Origin of the sequence: Acinetobacter rongchengensis (assembly GCF_003611475.1) — a bacterium.
GTDB lineage: Bacteria > Pseudomonadota > Gammaproteobacteria > Pseudomonadales > Moraxellaceae > Acinetobacter > Acinetobacter rongchengensis.
Map to the genome: position 1 here is coordinate 24333 of NZ_RAXT01000012.1, position 17063 is coordinate 41395.

A 17063-nucleotide genomic window follows, 5' to 3' on the forward strand; every position below is an offset into this window, starting at 1 on the left:
GATGACAAAAAAGGCTGAATTTGGATTCAGCCTTTTTGCTTTTTTTTATTTGATTGATAGGTTCATGCTCATATTTTTCCGATTTAAAATGTGAAGGAAAAGGATGGAAAACCATCAAAATTCGCGCATCATTTTGATTGTTTTTTAAGCTACTATTTAGAAATTTGATTATCCTCGGATCAAGTATTTAGAAATTAGAGCGTGCCTTGAAAGGTTTTGCACGACGTAATTGATGTAAAACTGAAACCAAGAGATCAATTTCTTCCGTGGTATTATAAAAAGCCAAAGAAGGGCGAACTGTACGTTCTACGCCAAATCGTCTTAGAATTGGCTGGGCACAATGATGTCCAGTACGTACAGCAATTCCGTATTGATTTAATACTTTACCCACTTCTTCTGTTTCATAACCAGCAAGGGTAAAGGACATCACACTGGCTTTGTTTAATGCCGTACCAATTGGTTTTAAACCCGAAACACTTTGTAAAGCATGCTGTCCATATTCAAGTAAATCATGTTCATAACGTGCAATGTTGTGGATTCCAATACTTTCTACATATTCTAAAGCAGCGCCTAATCCCACAGCATCTGCAATATTTCCTGTACCTGCTTCAAACTTGTTTGGTGCAGGTTGGTAGATGACATTTTCAAAAGTAACATCCTGAATCATATTGCCGCCGCCTTCCCAAACAGGCATGCTTGCTAATAATTCAGATTTTGCGTAAACCGCACCTATTCCAGTCGGGCCAAAAACCTTGTGACCTGAGAATACAAAGAAATCTGCATCTAGAGTCGCTACATTAGTCGGGATATGTGAAACTGATTGTGCTCCATCGATGAGTACACGAACACCTGCTGCATGTGCTAAGGCAATGATTTCCTGAGTGGGGGTAACAGTACCTAGTGCATTTGAAACTTGGGTGATTGAAACCAGTTTGGTTTTAGGATTGAGTAGCTTTATAAATTCATCAATACGAATTTGACCTGTATCATCTACAGGAATGACCCGCAGTTTCGCACCTGTTTCTTGGCTTAATTGATACCACGGGACAATATTGGCATGGTGTTCCAAATGCGAAATAATAATTTCATCACCCGCACCAATATTTTGTTTACCCCATGATTTTGCAATTAAATTAATTCCTTCAGTGGTACCTCGTACAAAGATAATATTTTGAGCGGATGGCGAACCAATAAAGCGAGCAACAACATTACGCGCATGTTCATAAGCATCACTGGCACGAGCAGCAAGTTCATGCGCAGCGCGGTGAATATTCGAATTTTCATGTTGATAAAAATAAGAAATACGGTCAATGACAGCCTGTGGTTTATGCGTTGTTGCTGCATTATCTAGCCAGATTAATGGTTTGCCATTCACACGTTCTTGTAAGATTGGAAAATCCCTACGAATTTTCCAAATATCAATCGGTTGGTCATTGTGGCGTGTGATTGGAATTTGCACATCTTGATGTTGTTGCGGCTGATCAAACTTCGAATACTCTGCAAAGTAATAACCCGATTCTGTGGTTGCAGGTTTATCATTGCGATCTTTAAGTAAGCCTTTGAGCTGATGATCCTGAATAACATGGTATTGATCAGTATGGAAAGTATCAAACGGGCCATTAAAATCGTTGTTAAAATAGCCATCAACGGGAAAAGGCTCAGATGATGGTGTGGTTTGAGTATTTAAATCCGTCGTTATTGGTTTGGCAATATCTAAAAAATAATAGTCAGATGATCCTGTTGTTACATTTTGCGAGTTTGGTCGTTGTAATTTCGGTACAAGACTTTGGCTATTTAAGGGGCTTACATATTTTAACTCACTGTTGGTTGACGGAATATCTAAACGATTCAAAAGTGCAAACGGATCAGGATGGTGAGCACCACCGATCACTGGCGAAGACGATAAAACTCTACGTTCAGGATGGTCTGTTGTTGGTTCTATATAATGTTGAGCCAAGTTTGGATTCAGATTGCTTTGTTGCACAATCGCAGGAATGCGTCCACTCAATGCTGCCACAGGGTCTTTAGGCTGAGGTGGATGGCTAATACCTTGATTTGCGTATTCAGGTAAATCCAAATTTAACCCTTGAGGATTGTGCTTTGGCAAAGCAGAGAAAAATGCTGCTGCCAATTGAGTCATCACAGATTCACTAAAAGGTGCATCTGCAATTGCAGATGCTGAATCGGTTGGATTTATATTATTTGTAGGTTGTTGGATAGTCATGGTATTTGTCTACCTCCACGTCTTCAAGTACAGCTAAGGCATCTTCAGTTAATACAGCCAAAGAGCAATATAAAGAAATTAAATAAGATGCAATCGCATTCCGATTAATTCCCATGAACCGTACAGACAGTCCTGGCGCTTGTTCACCTGCTAAGCCGGGTTGGAATAAGCCAACAACCCCTTGACGTTTTTCTCCGACACGCAACAAAATGATTTTGGTTTTACCATCCTCAACAGGAATTTTATTCGACGGAATCAGGGGGACACCACGCCAAGTAATGAACTGAGAACCAAATAAACTTACAGTTGGTGGCGGAACACCACGACGGGTACATTCACGACCAAAAGCGGCAATCGCATCTGGATGCGCAAGGAAAAAACCAGGTTCTTTCCAAACTTTACGCAGTAAATCATCAAAATCATCAGGGGTTGGTGCGCCAGTCAATGTTGAAATACGTTGCTGATCTGCCACACTGGCAAGTAAGCCGTATTCAGGATTATTGATCAGTTCACTTTCTTGGCGTTCTTTAATTGTTTCAATGGTTAAGCGTAATTGTTCTTTGATTTGATCATGTGGACTACTATATAAGTCAGAAACACGGGTATGAATGTCTAAGACCGTGGAGACGCCATTTAAAAAGTATTCTCTTGGATTTAATTCATAATCCACAAACGTTTGTGGGAGGGTAGCTTCATCACGTTGTGTACATGCCACTTGTATATCATCGGTATTGCTCACTTGGTTAACACGATAGATCCCTGCTTCAACAGGTGTCCATTGCAGTAAATGTGTCAACCAGCGTGGTGTAATTGTAGACAGCTGAGGAACGGTTTTTGTTGCATTTGCTAACTGGCGGGCAGCTTGATCGCTTAAAGATTGTCGTGCAACTTCTTGGTGTTTAGCCATGTTTATATAAATCCTAAAAATAATGAAAATGAAAGTAGGGTAAAGTTAAATTTATGTTTTTTCGGCAATACTGATCCTCTCCATCGCATTGAAGTTTTATAAAATTGAATTGTGAGTAAATGAAAGGTTTAGCGTTGAGCGCTAAATATCACGGTTTAAGTGATGAAATACTGAACTTTATTCTTGTTTCCATGGTAGTTGATGAAAGCGCCAACCATTAAACACACCACGGTGATCATTCTCATCCAAATCACCTTCAAAGCCTTGATCGATGTTATACACATGTTCAAAACCTGCATTAAACGCCACATTGGCAGCAGCAGCTGAACGTTTACCACTACGGCAAAGCAGCAGAATGGTTTTCTCTTTACCCACTTTAGTTTCGAGTTCTTTAGCAAAGCGTGGGTTTCGATTCAAAGCTGTTCCAGTCGCCCAAGGAATGTGAATGGTCTCTTCTACATAGCCGACAAATTTGCGTTCTTCATTGGTACGTACATCCACAATGACTGCATGCCCAGTTTGAAATAATGCCCATGCTTCATGTGGTAAAACAGTACCTGTAAATTCTAGATAATGGTCTTCAACGCGTTGTTTGGCTTGTTCAAAGATTTGTTTGATTTTGCCGTTATCCAATTGGATAAAATTAATTTGAGTTACGCTATTCATATGACACACCTTAATCAAATTCTTGGAAAAGCTTTTCTGAATTTGAAATAATATATTTGAAAAGTTGATATTAAATATAATGATTATTTATATATTGAAAATGAATAAAATTTGCATTGCATATTCTTATTTTTGGAAAGACCTTCAATGTTGCTTAAACTCATCTAAGTGGATTGATCGTTGTTTTGAATGATCATTTGAAGAAGGTTTTAAAAAGCTAAATCCAAATTTGAGATATGATTATACAAACAATGTTTATCTAAATCTGTGCGAATAAAATAAGATTTAGGCAGTAGAATTGAATAAAGAATTAAAACGCAGGTAAACCCATGACCCAGTGGAATATTCAAAATATCGTCACAGAATTACAGCAAGCGCGTAATGAGTGGCGGACACGACAAAAAAGTCTCAAAGATTTTGGGGGGCGAGAATTACCGTCGAAAGAAGAAATTCAAAAAATCATGAATGACTTGTGCGGTATTTTATTTCCAATGCGTTTGGGGCCACCTGATTTACGTCAACAAAGTGAAAACTTCTATATTGCTCATACGCTTGAAAAAACCTTATACGCTTTGCAAGAACAGGTGAAGCTGAATTTGACTTATGATTATAAATATAAAAAACATCATGAAAATGCAGATGTGATTGAAGTGCTTGCACAAAGCATGGTCAGCGAATTTGCACAAAAATTACCAGCATTACGTCGCCTTTTAGATACCGATGTAATTGCTGCCTATGATGGTGATCCTGCGGCACGCAGTGTGGATGAGGTTTTACTGTGCTATCCGGGGATTTTTGCAATTATTTATCATCGGATTGCCCATGAATTTTATAAAAAAGAGCTGTCTTTATTGGCGCGTTTAATTGCGGAAATTGCGCATTCTAAAACAGGGATAGATATCCACCCCGGGGCTCAAATTGATCAAGGCTTTTTTATCGATCATGGAACAGGTGTTGTGATTGGTGAAACCTGTGTAATTGGTAAAAATGTACGTATTTACCAAGCGGTCACTCTAGGGGCGAAACGTTTTGAAGTGGATGAATCAGGGCGTTTGCAAAAGGAATATGCTCGGCATCCAATAGTTGAAGATAATGTGGTGATTTATGCAGGAGCAACTATTCTTGGACGTATTACGATTGGTCATGGTGCTGTGATTGGTGGGAATGTTTGGATCACTCAAAGTATTGCACCGAACAGTGCCGTTTCTCAAAGTTCTGCAACCAAGTCGCTGGTATAGATATAGTTAGATAAAAATGCTTAGAATCGTGAAATCACCTAAAAACTGTATATAAGATGACACGATTCACACATTTTCAGATGAATATGCTGATCAATTGAACTAGAGCGAAAGTGATTAAAAAGTTACCGAAATTCAACACTGTTGTTATTCTAAAATATTTCTAATTTGCTTACTCTAAGTATAAATAACCAACTTGAAAAAGATAATATTAAATCTGTTATTTTTCAGAATCACGGACTTGAAAAAGAATCAATCAGCCCCCATGTTAACACTGATTTTTATCTTCATTAAAGCTAAATAAGTTTTTGAAAAATATAAAAATAATTTAATATTATCATTGAAATTAAAAAAATTGTTCCCATTTATTGTTCAAGTACAGAATTTGTTGTGAGGAATAACAAGAATGCGATTTGAAAAATTTACGAACCGCCTACAGCAAGCTTTATCAGATGCTCAATCTTTAGCGATGGGTAAAGATCATACTGCAATAGAGGGTATTCATATTCTCTCTGCATTATTAGAAGAACCCTCTAATTTGAGTTTATTACAACAAGCAGGTGCGAACTTACCTGAGTTAAAAAATAAACTGCAACAAGCATTGAATAATGCAGCAACTTTGAGCAATCCAACGGGGGATATCAATCTTAATCCTGAAGCCGTGCGTGCTTTAAATTTGGCAGATAGTTTTGCCCAAAAAGCAGGAGATGAGTTTTTATCAACCGACTGGGTGATATTGGCTTTAGCTGAAACAGGTATAACCAAAACATTATTAAGTAGCGTTGGTGTAACGACTGACAAACTACGCAAAGCAATTGAAAACATTCGAGGTGGCGAACAAGTTATGGCAAATAACCATGAAGATCAACGTGATTCGTTAAATAAATATACCATTGACCTGACTGAACGTGCATTGTCAGGCAAACTTGATCCTGTGATTGGTCGTGATGAAGAAATCCGTCGTACCATTCAAGTATTGTCACGTCGTACTAAAAATAACCCAGTGTTAATTGGTGAACCAGGCGTGGGTAAAACGGCAATTGTTGAAGGTTTAGCACAACGTATTGTCAATGGTGAAGTGCCAGAGAGCCTGAAAGGTAAACGTGTTTTATCACTCGACTTAGGTTCATTACTGGCAGGTGCAAAATACCGTGGTGAGTTTGAAGAACGTTTAAAAGCAGTACTGAAAGATTTGGCAAAATATGATGGTGAAATCATCCTATTTATTGACGAATTACATACGCTTGTCGGCGCGGGTAAAGGCGATGGTGCAATGGATGCAGGGAATATGTTGAAACCTGCATTGGCACGTGGTGAGTTGCGCTGTGTAGGTGCAACAACACTGGATGAATATCGCCAATTCATTGAAAAAGATGCGGCTTTGGAACGTCGCTTCCAAAAAGTATTGGTCGATGAGCCAAGTGTAGAAGATACTATTGCGATTCTACGGGGTTTAAAAGATAAATATGCAACGCATCATGGTGTGCAAATTTTAGACTCTGCGATTATTGCAGCTGCGAAAATGTCGCATCGTTATATTACCGATCGTCAATTGCCAGATAAAGCGATTGACCTAATTGATGAGGCTGCATCACGTATTAAAATGGAAATTGACTCAAAACCTGAGCCATTAGACCGTTTGGATCGCCGTTTAATCCAATTGAAAATGCAGTTGGAAGCAGTGAAAAAAGATGCTGATTCTGTCAGTAAGGCTGAGGTTGCACATCTTGAGAAGCAAATTGAAGAAGTGCAAAAAGAATATAGTGATTTGGAAGAAGTTTGGATTGCGGAAAAACGCTTAGTTGATGGTACCAATCAAGCACAGGTTGAGTTGGATAAAGCGCGTACAGCGTTTGAAAAAGCACAACGTGAAGGTGATTTGGCTGAAGCAAGTCGTCTGCAATATGGCATCATTCCAGAGTTACAAAAACGCTTGAATGAAGAAGAAGTGGCTGAAACGAATGAAGAACCGAAATTGATTCGTACCAAGGTCACTGAAAATGAAATTGCTGAAGTGGTCAGTGCTGCAACAGGTATTCCTGTTTCAAAAATGCTTCAAGGTGAACGTGAAAAACTACTCCACATGGAAGAGTTTTTACATAATCGTGTGGTTGGGCAGAATGAAGCCGTTGTTGCAGTTTCCAATGCTGTGCGTCGTTCACGTGCAGGATTATCTGATCCAAACCGTCCAAGTGGTTCATTCTTATTCCTTGGGCCGACAGGTGTAGGTAAAACTGAGTTAACCAAAGCTTTGGCGAATTTCTTGTTCGACAGTGATGATGCGATGATTCGTATCGATATGTCTGAATTTATGGAAAAACATTCGGTTAGCCGTTTAGTGGGTGCGCCTCCGGGATACGTAGGCTATGAAGAAGGTGGCGTGTTAACTGAAGCAGTGCGTCGTAAACCGTATAGCGTTGTGTTATTTGATGAAGTTGAAAAAGCGCATCCAGATGTATTTAACATCCTACTTCAAGTTTTGGACGATGGTCGTTTAACGGATTCTCAAGGTCGAGTGATTGACTTTAAGAACACGGTGATTGTGATGACGTCAAACTTAGGCTCAAATGATGTACGTGAGTTGGGTGAGGGTGCGAGTGATGAAGACGTTCGAGCAACAGTGATGAATGCTGTATCTCAACATTTCCGTCCAGAGTTTATTAACCGTATTGATGAATTGGTGGTTTTCCATTCGTTGAAAAAATCACAAATTCGTGGCATTGCCGATATTCAATTGGATCGTTTACGCTCACGCTTGAATGATCGTGATATTGGTTTAAAAGTTGATGATCAAGCGTTTGATATTTTGATCGATGCTGGTTTTGATCCTGTTTATGGTGCGCGTCCATTAAAACGTGCGATCCAACAACAGATTGAAAATCCATTGGCACAAAAAATCTTAGCAGGTGACTTTATTGTAGGAGACACCATTTTGATTAGTGCTGAAGATGGTCATTTGAATTTTGGAAAATTAAAGTTAAGTTAATTCATGACTTAAATAGAAAACCTAGCTTCGGCTAGGTTTTTTTATATTTACTATTTAAGTGAATGTTGTGATAGTTGAGTATAATTTATAAATATTAATTAATATCAAATACTTGTTGAAATATTGACGAGTATTAAATGAGTTGTGTTTATTTAATGTAAGAAATAATTATAGTTGTTCTTAATTGTGGTTATGCTTCTAGTGTGTAATAAATATAAAAGCTAATTTTATATCACCATTTACAAAAAGAATTTTTAAGAATAAAGGAAAAATATAATGGCCAAAGGTTTTGCAATCCATAACTCTATGACGAGTCACGGTGGAATTATTCAAGCAACACAACAAGGAATCTCTCAGATGGGAAATTTATTTCTACGTGCGGGAGATGGGCATTTTTGTCCTCAATGTCAGTGTTGGTCTAAAATTATTAAAAGTCATGATCATATTATTATGGATGGTCGACCTGTTGCTTATGTTGATGATTTATTGACTTGTGGTGCTAAAATTCTACCTAAACAAGATCATGTTGTGGGGGATAGTCAGGGTGAGAATTATAGTGGTAGTGCAAATTCTTCAAGCTATTTAGCTAAAGGTTTAACGCTATATTCTGGTCAATATCAGTTAGTAAATCATTCAAATAATCAGCCTTATAGCAAGGTTAAATACATTGTGACCTATGCCGATGGTCGGACAGTTGAAGGTGTAACTGATGAAAATGGGATGACTGATAAATTAGAAAGCACAGAAAATTCAGAAGACATCAAAATTCAACTTTTTGAGGCTGATTCATGGTAGATACATACCAAACAACAACGACTAAAACCGCAAAAGTAGAAATTGTAAAATTAAAATCACCTGTCAGGTTGGTTGTGTATGGTGGGTCAAGAAAAGCTGGTGATAATTCAGCATTTTTACATGCGTCTAAAAACGTAATTAAAGATTATCAAAATGATTTACCTATCAAAAGTTTCTTTATAAATAATGGTTCTAGGTCTGTTATTAGTGCATTAGCAAATCAAGAAGATAATACTATTCAATCTCTTGATCTATTTTGTCATGGAGATCCTGATGGACTTTACTATATTTTGGGTGCATCTTTAGATAAGACTATAACGTGCGAAGAAGTTTTCCAGGGTAAGTTGGCCGCTAATATTTATAAAACTGTAATGATGGCTATTTGGCGAGGCTATGACTTTGATGGTAATCAAATTAAGAATCAATCAGCTATCTCAAGCCTAAGGCTTAGTGTATTTACAATACAATCTAAAATTGAAATTCATGGGTGTAATACTGGGCGAGGGGATGACTGCTTTGCTTCGGAATTATCATTACAGTTATATAAAGCAGCGAAAAAACAAAGTGTTGTTATAGGACATGCAACATCTGCTAACCCTAATATTGATGGAACTACGAAAGTTACAGAACAAGACTATCGTCATGGAACTCGAATTATCTATCACAAAGGTAAAGCTGTAAAAACTATAACAAGTTCTGGGCGTATTTCTGCAAGCATCATAAGAGAAGCATTAGGTGGGTAAATGTTAGGTTTAGAACTAAGTGAAGTAGAACATTGGATTAATGTTTATGGAATTATTTTTTCTATATTAGTTATATCTCTATCTATTAATTTTACCTTTTTTATTAAAGATAAAATTAATAGGCTTCTATTAATTTTGATATGTACAACAATTATTACTCGTATCATAAATCGAGTTTTTGCTATTACTTATATTGGCTTGATGGAACAACAACCATTATTGACATTTATTTTTAAGGGAACTGATAGAAATATTTTTTCAGGACTAATCCCTTTCTGTATTTCTCTAATAGCTTTAATCATTTTAATTGCAAGGTTAATTTATAAAAGGAAAAAAATTTAACATAATAGAAAAGAATAAGGGTGGATTTCACCTAAGAATTATCAGCCCTACGAGCTATTGGTATAAATGTTTTATGTCAGTATCAGTTATCAAAACAATTGTTTAATGCAAGGAAAAGAAGCAGTGTGGTAATTGGGCATGCATCCAAAGCGAACCCTAATATTGATGGAACAACATCGGTCACTAAACAAGATTATAGGCATGGAACTCGGATTATTTATCACAATGGTAAAGCTATCAAAATAGTCACTAGTTCTGGACGCATAGCTGCCAGTGTTATTAAATCTGCTTTAGGAAAATGAGATGATCAATTTAGACTCCCAAGAAGTTTTACACTGGATTAATGTATATGCTTTTACATTTTCAATTTTAATTCTTTCACTGGCAATCAACTGTACATTTTTTATCAAAGATAAAGTTAATCGTATTCTATCAATAATTGTATTCGTCACAATAATATGTTTTCTCTTAAATTATAATATTTTTGGTCTTTCTCGTTTAGGGTATGAACAACAATATCCATTAGAGTCCTTCATTAATTTAGGTTTTGAAAAAAATATTTTTTTTGGAATAGTACCTTTTAGTATTTCTCTAATTGCTTTAATTATTTTAATTGCAAGATTAATTTATAAAAGAAAAAATAATATTTGATCTACTTTAAAATAAGTAACGCTATGAAAATGTTGTGGAATGTATGCTTATTGGTTCTCTTTTCTAATGGTATTTCTGCTTGTGGTTATGAAAATAATATTAAATTAGAGAAAATTCGTACAGCGTGTTGATTATCATCAATCTTTTAAAACTGTCATACTTCATGTTTGAATTCGTCCTACATATGGGTTGATAAAACAGATATGGAAAAGTCAAATTGAAGAGTATTTGGGTAAAAAGATGCTCGATAATGATTGTAGATTACCTTATCCATCTAAACCTTAATTGAAGTTAAGTTATTATGAAATTAACTTTTCAAGTGAAATAGATAACTAGAATTAAAACTTTCTTTAATTGATTTATTGAGACTGAAAGTGAGTAAGGAAATTGTGTAGTAAAAATTAAAAAATAAATTTACCTATTATCGGGTTTTTTAGCAATTTATTGCAACGAACGATAAAAATTGATACTTTTTTGTACAGGAATAATAAAAAAAGGGAGTGAGATCATGTTGATCAATGATATGGAACAATCTGATTATTTAAAAGTTATAGGGAGCATGTTACTTGTATTCGGGATATCGCAAGCACACGCAAAAAGCAAACTAGATGATAATAGTTTGTCTAATCAGGCTGATAGTATGGCTAAACTATCACCGATTATTATTAGTGCAGTTAAACAAGACTTGCAACAATCGATAGAAGAACAAAACAAAGTGCAACAACAAATTGCTAAACAACAATCAGACAAAGCTAAAAAAGATGAAATTTATTCGACTGTTTTAACAGATTATGAATGGCAGAAAAAAGATCCAAACTCAAATAAAGCTTCAGACAAATATCTAAAACCGTATGAGAAATATAAGGTGATAGAGATTGGCTACAATCCATACCAGCGCCATAACGTCACAATCACAACCGATGATCGCGTTACGATCTATATCGGTCATGAAATTGACGGTGTTGGTTTTGTAGGGCATTAAACAGGATGGTGTTTAATTTTCCATGCTCTGTGAATTTTCGTATTGCGTTTGAAATCTAGACCAATTGTTTCATTGGTAATTTCTTGAACGTCATACATGGCTTGGACTTCTTCATCCATTTCAAAACCACGGTAGTTGTTTGAAAAGTATAAAGTTCCTTCAGATGTCAAACGGTTCATCGCACGTTTTAACAATGAGTTATGATCACGTTGCACATCAAAGGTACCGTGGAATTTTTTGGAGTTAGAGAATGTAGGTGGGTCAATAAAGATCATGTCATATTGTTCATGACCTTCTTTTAACCATTCAAAACAATCGCTTGAGAAGAATTGATGTTGTTCATCTGCATGGTCTACAGTCAAACCATTTAAAACAAAGTTTTCTTTCGACCAGTTTAGGTATGTGTTTGATAAATCGACACTGGTTGTACTTGCAGCGCCACCTAAAGCAGCATGTAAGCTTGCAGTCGATGTGTAGCTATACAAATTCAAAAAATGTTTACCTTTCGCTTCGGCAGCTATACGTAAACGCATTTGACGATGATCTAAGAATAAGCCCGTATCTAAATAATCTGTTAAATTGACCAGTATTTTGGCTTTACCTTCTTGAACAATAAAGCGTTTAGAAGCGGTACTTTGCTTGGTATATTGGGTTTTACCTTCTTGGCGAGCACGTGTTTTGATGAAAATCGCATCACGACCTAAACCTGTTACTGCTCGAATAGCGGATAAGGCAAGGTTAAAGCGTTTTTTCGCTTTTTCAGGATCAATGGTTTTGGGTGGAGCGTATTCTTGGACGTGTAAACGATCGCCATACAAGTCAACAGCAACATTAAAATCTGGTAAATCAGCATCGTATAGACGTAAGCAATAGATGTTTTCTTTGACAGCCCATTTTTTCAAAGTTTGCATATTTTTTTGCAAACGATTGGTAAAGTCTTCCGCACCTTCAATTTTTTCAAATTGTTGAGGTTGCCATGTTTCAAGAAATGGTTTCACCACAGTTGCAGGTTTAATGTCACCGAAACGGATGTAAATCGGTAATTTACCATTCATCAAACGTAAAATTTGCGGGTTATTCAAGGCCAAAACATCGGCTTGCTCAACAGCCGCTGCAATCACCGCAGCATATTGATTTGGAAAATTCTTTTGTAAGAGGGCAGATAAACCTAGGTATAGGGCACGATTAGATGCTTTTTCACCTAAACGCTCACCATAAGGCGGATTGGTGACAATAAATGAAGTTTTACCTACAGCTTGAAAATCTGGCCAATCTGCTAGCGTGCGTTCTTCAATTTGAATTTGATCAAGTTGTTGTTCGAAACCAGCGGCAATAATATTTTGTTTTGTGGCTTTAACGGCTTCCCAATCTGCATCATAAGCATAAAACTTAGGTAATTTGCCTTGTAAAGCTTTTTGATGACGTTCAGCAGCTTCAGCTTTAATCGACATCCATAACTCATGGTCATGTCCATTCCAGCCATTAAAACCAAAGCGGCGAACCAGACCTGGCGCACGATCGGTGAGAATCATAAGGGATTCAATAATAAACGTACCAGAACCACACATTGGATCTAAAATAATGTCAGGATTGCGTTGTTTTAACTTGGCTTTTTGCAAAATGGCAGCAGCGAGATTTTCTTTGATCGGTGCATCTGTCATATAACGACGGTAACCACGTTTATGTAATGAGTCACCTGACAAATCTAAACAGTAGGTATGTGCTGTTTTACCTGCAAGGACGTATAAAGTGATTTCAGGTTGTTTAATATCAATGCTTGGGCGTTTACCCACAGCCTCCATAAATGAATCAACCACACCATCTTTTACCCGTAAAGTAGCAAATTGGGTATTCACCTTAATCTCACGTTCTACGTGCAAGCGGATCGCAAAAGTACTTTGTGGTGCAAAAATAAGTGACCAATCAAAGTTGATTGCGCCTTCATATAGCTCTTCGGCAACATCACGAGCATCGTGAGTAAATTCAAGCTCATGCACATGAATAGGAGTAAGTACACGAGATGCAAGACGAGACCACATACATATGCGATAAGCATCTTCTAATTTGCCTTTAAAAACGAGTCTTCCAGGGAATCGTTCGATATTTTGAATACCTAAACCTTCAATTTCTTCTTGTAGTAAGGTTTCTAGTCCATCCGCACAGGTGACCCAATATGTAGAAAGACGTGGTTTCGAATTCATGAACAATTTCCAAAGACAGTAAAGCAATCTAATATTTTAACGTATTTTGATGACGAAAACTTGAGGTTTGATTGATGAATAGGAAATTTTTGAATAATTTGGCTTAGTTTTGGCGGGGATTGAAAATATCCAACTGAAATTATGCTGTGACAATAAAGCTTTTGAAGACTTTTAAAATACAAAATAAATCACATTAAAAATATCAAATACAAAATAAATCACATTAAAAATAGTACATAAAAATCGATCTGCATCCTATGCATAAAATAATCTTGAACAATTTAATGAGTTTCTAAATTATTAAATATTCTTAAATAAAGCTAATAAGTATTTAAATTTCATATAAATATTCATTTTTTATTTTACTGAGTTTTACTTTTTGGTATGCAATTTGCTTAATCACTTACTGTATTGGTTGGTAAATTGATTTGTTTTTTATTTGAAATTTAACTTAATTTATTTTGGGGTTTTTATGCAAACAGTATCACCTAATGGTTTTGAGGCACATTCAGAGGCTTTTTCAATTGCGACATTGATGTTAGCACGCTTAAGACGTGTGGCAGGGCGTGTGATTGATGTGATGTATTTGGTCGAAAATAAAAGCTATGCAAAGTATGTTGTAGATATGTCTTTGAAAACCGAAGATTCTGAGTTAAAGCGACATGCTTTGCGTTTACAACATTTATTAGATCAAGAAGAAGCGAAGGCTCCTGTTGAGTCTGTGAGAACCATGCAGGTCAAAACAGAGGAAGAAGAATATGTTTCTGGTGCAACTGAAGAAGAAATTTATCGTGCACAAGTTTCACATCACTATATTGGTGCATTAAGATAATGTTCATTTAATTAGACTCTAAGTTTTGTTAAATTTAGAGTCTACCTGTGATTAAAATAAACTTAATATCATGAATATTAATCAATTATTTTCATGTATGAAAATAATGATTATTTGCTTAAATCTTCATCTGCCAAAGAAAAATAAAATCTGTATAATACCTTAACTTAACATGTAAGGAATCTCTCATGCACTTGGCAGCATTGCATACTCCGAGTCAGATTCAACTCAACCAAGATGGGCATTTAAAACACTTCCTCACCATCGAAGGTCTTTCAAAACAAACGCTTACAAAAATATTGGACACTGCACAGTCCTTTTTTAATGACCAAAATCAACTCATTACCAATAACCTTTTAGAAGGTCGTACCGTGATGAATTTGTTCTTTGAAAATTCTACACGTACTAGAACAACCTTTGAGGCTGCTGCAAAACGTTTATCAGCCAATGTTTTAAATATAGATATTGCACGTTCAAGTACCTCAAAAGGCGAAACTTTGCGTGATACGCTTTGGAACCTTGAAGCGATGGCAGCAGATATTTTTGTGGTGCGCCATTCTTCGTCGGGTGCGGCGCATTTTATTGCTCAAACCGTTTGTCCGCATGTCGCAATCATCAATGCAGGGGATGGACGCCACGCGCATCCAACCCAAGCCATGTTGGATATGCTCACTATTCGCCGTGAAACCCAGAAAAAATTTGAAGACATGAGCATAGCCATTATTGGTGATATTAAACATTCACGTGTGGCACGCTCTGATATTGCTGCGTTGCAAACTTTAGGATGTAAAGATATTCGTGTGATTGCACCAAATACGCTATTGCCTCTGGGTTTTAGCGAGTTTGGAGAAGGCGTGCGCTTATTTAATCATATGGAACAAGGCATTCAAGACTGTGATGTGATTATTACCTTACGTATTCAAAATGAGCGTATAGATTCACCAGCACTTTCTTCTCAAGCTGAGTTTTACAAGATGTATGGCTTAAATAAAGAACGTTTGGCCATGGCAAAACCAGATTGCATCGTGATGCATCCAGGACCAATGAATCGTGGTGTAGAAATCGATTCTAGCATCGCAGATGGTCCGCAGTCGGTGATTCTGCATCAGGTGACCAATGGTATTGCTGTGCGCATGGCTGTATTAGCTCTATCCATGCAAGGTCAGTTACAAGAAAAAGGTTTGTTAGAAGCGATTGTGGTATAAGGCAAAGGATAAAGTCATGAGTATTGTAAAAATTGAAAATGTACGTGTCTTAGATCCGATCAAAAAAACTGACAGCGTAGAAACAGTTTATATTGAAAATGGGAAGATCGTTGCTGCTTCAGATGCCGTAACTGAAACGGTGAATGGCCAAGGTAAATGGTTAATGCCAACCATGGTTGATCTATGCGCTCGTTTGCGTGAGCCAGGGCAACAACAACATGGAACATTAAAGTCTGAAGGTAAAGCTGCACGTGATAATGGAATTTTACATGTCATTACACCACCTGATTCAAAACCAATCGTGCAAGACAATGGTGCTTTGATCCATGGGCTTGTTGAAAAAGCCATGTCAGATGGCGGTATTTATTTACATGTGATTGGTGCACAAACACAGGGTTTAAATGGTAAACAACCTGCAAATATGGCAGGTTTAAAAAAGGGTGGTTGTACTGCTGTTTCAAATGCCTATGCACCTTTTGAAAATGATGATGTGGTGATTCGCACATTGGAATATGCAGCAGGTTTGGACATGACTGTTGTGTTCTATCCAGAAGAACCTCAAATTGCCAAAGATGGCTGTGTGCATGAAGGTTTTGTTGCATCACGTCAAGGCTTGCCGATGATCCCTGCAATTGCAGAAACCATTGCCATTGCTAAATATCTGTTGATGGTTGAAATGACTGGTGTCAAAGCACATTTTGGACTCATTTCAGCAGGTGCATCTGTCGAACTGATTAAAATTGCCAAAGACAAAGGTTTGGCTGTAACCGCAGATGTTGCAATGCATCAACTACATCTTACCGACCAGTTGATTGATGGTTTTAATTCTTTAGCACATGTGCGTCCGCCGTTACGTGCTGAAAAAGATAAAGCATTATTACGTCAAGGTGTAAAAGATGGCGTGATTGACTCGATTTGTACACATCACGAGCCTTTGAGCAGCTCAGCGAAACTGGCACCATTTGCAGAAACATTGCCTGGAATGACAGCATTTGATACTTACGTCCCGTTTGGGGTGCAATTGGTGAATGAGGGTGTTTTTGAACCTTTAGAATGGGTTGAAAAAGTAACCCTTGCACCTGCAAAAGTTGCCAATATGCTGGATCGTTGGACTCAAGAGTCTGGATGGATATTGGTTGATCCTGAACTAGAATGGACTGTTTCTAAGGAAAGTATTATTTCTCAGGGTAAAAATACGCCGTTAATTAACCAAAAAGTCCGTGGTAAAGTGATCCAAACTTTTATTGCATAATTTTAATTATCCTTGTATTCATTTTAAGTCAGCTTCGGC

The 17063-nt window shown here is 37.0% G+C and carries 14 protein-coding genes; 10 read left to right on the forward strand and 4 right to left on the reverse strand.

The window, feature by feature from the left end:
• Positions 1 to 187: 187 nt before the first annotated feature.
• The 3 genes from D7V20_RS08120 to D7V20_RS08130 all read right to left on the reverse strand — a co-directional run bounded on the left by D7V20_RS08120 (position 188) and on the right by D7V20_RS08130 (position 3797).
• Positions 188 to 2224, reverse strand: coding sequence for a family 2A encapsulin nanocompartment cargo protein cysteine desulfurase (locus tag D7V20_RS08120; RefSeq protein WP_120383805.1), 2037 nt, complete (start codon positions 2222 to 2224; stop codon positions 188 to 190).
• Entirely contained in the window at positions 2199 to 3131 is a 933-nt protein-coding gene (locus tag D7V20_RS08125; protein WP_120383806.1) for a family 2A encapsulin nanocompartment shell protein, read from the reverse strand. The genes D7V20_RS08120 and D7V20_RS08125 overlap by 26 nt, the downstream gene beginning before the upstream one ends.
• Before the next feature lie 177 nt (positions 3132 to 3308).
• The gene (locus D7V20_RS08130) at positions 3309 to 3797 is read right to left on the reverse strand and encodes a rhodanese-like domain-containing protein (protein ID WP_120383807.1); all 489 of its coding nucleotides are present in this window, start codon (positions 3795 to 3797) and stop codon (positions 3309 to 3311) included.
• A gap of 329 nt (positions 3798 to 4126) precedes the next feature.
• Here D7V20_RS08130 and epsC point away from each other — a divergent pair, with 329 nt between their 5' ends.
• The 7 genes from epsC to D7V20_RS08170 all read left to right on the forward strand — a co-directional run bounded on the left by epsC (position 4127) and on the right by D7V20_RS08170 (position 11534).
• Positions 4127 to 5035 (forward strand): serine O-acetyltransferase EpsC, encoded by a 909-nt coding sequence (gene epsC / locus D7V20_RS08135; protein WP_120383808.1) that lies wholly within the window; start codon positions 4127 to 4129, stop codon positions 5033 to 5035.
• A 406-nt stretch (positions 5036 to 5441) separates the two neighbouring features.
• Positions 5442 to 8021 carry an ATP-dependent chaperone ClpB gene (gene clpB, locus D7V20_RS08140; protein WP_120383809.1) on the forward strand — a complete coding sequence of 860 codons (2580 nt, stop codon included), beginning with the start codon at positions 5442 to 5444 and terminating at the stop codon, positions 8019 to 8021.
• Between the two features lie 276 nt (positions 8022 to 8297).
• Positions 8298 to 8816 (forward strand): PAAR domain-containing protein, encoded by a 519-nt coding sequence (locus tag D7V20_RS08145; protein WP_120383810.1) that lies wholly within the window; start codon positions 8298 to 8300, stop codon positions 8814 to 8816.
• Complete coding sequence (locus D7V20_RS08150; RefSeq protein WP_120383811.1) at positions 8810 to 9559, forward strand: hypothetical protein; 750 nt, start codon at positions 8810 to 8812, stop codon at positions 9557 to 9559. The genes D7V20_RS08145 and D7V20_RS08150 overlap by 7 nt, the downstream gene beginning before the upstream one ends.
• Entirely contained in the window at positions 9560 to 9901 is a 342-nt protein-coding gene (locus D7V20_RS08155) for a hypothetical protein (protein WP_120383812.1), read from the forward strand.
• A gap of 303 nt (positions 9902 to 10204) precedes the next feature.
• Complete coding sequence (locus D7V20_RS08165; RefSeq protein ID WP_120383813.1) at positions 10205 to 10552, forward strand: hypothetical protein; 348 nt, start codon at positions 10205 to 10207, stop codon at positions 10550 to 10552.
• Positions 10553 to 11060: 508 nt separating this feature from the next.
• Complete coding sequence (locus D7V20_RS08170; RefSeq protein ID WP_120383814.1) at positions 11061 to 11534, forward strand: hypothetical protein; 474 nt, start codon at positions 11061 to 11063, stop codon at positions 11532 to 11534.
• Here D7V20_RS08170 and rlmKL read toward each other — a convergent pair.
• Entirely contained in the window at positions 11531 to 13735 is a 2205-nt protein-coding gene (rlmKL, locus tag D7V20_RS08175) for a bifunctional 23S rRNA (guanine(2069)-N(7))-methyltransferase RlmK/23S rRNA (guanine(2445)-N(2))-methyltransferase RlmL (protein ID WP_120383815.1), read from the reverse strand. The genes D7V20_RS08170 and rlmKL overlap by 4 nt on opposite strands.
• Before the next feature lie 472 nt (positions 13736 to 14207).
• Between rlmKL and D7V20_RS08180 the strand changes: the two genes are divergently transcribed.
• The 3 genes from D7V20_RS08180 to D7V20_RS08190 all read left to right on the forward strand — a co-directional run bounded on the left by D7V20_RS08180 (position 14208) and on the right by D7V20_RS08190 (position 17024).
• Positions 14208 to 14567 carry a hypothetical protein gene (locus D7V20_RS08180; RefSeq protein ID WP_120383816.1) on the forward strand — a complete coding sequence of 120 codons (360 nt, stop codon included), beginning with the start codon at positions 14208 to 14210 and terminating at the stop codon, positions 14565 to 14567.
• 188 nt (positions 14568 to 14755) lie between these two features.
• On the forward strand, positions 14756 to 15772 hold the full coding sequence (locus D7V20_RS08185) for an aspartate carbamoyltransferase catalytic subunit (RefSeq protein WP_120383817.1): 1017 nt from the start codon (positions 14756 to 14758) through the stop codon (positions 15770 to 15772).
• A gap of 16 nt (positions 15773 to 15788) precedes the next feature.
• Positions 15789 to 17024, forward strand: a complete 1236-nt coding sequence (locus D7V20_RS08190; RefSeq protein ID WP_120383818.1) for a dihydroorotase — start codon at positions 15789 to 15791, stop codon at positions 17022 to 17024.
• Positions 17025 to 17063 lie beyond the last annotated feature (39 nt).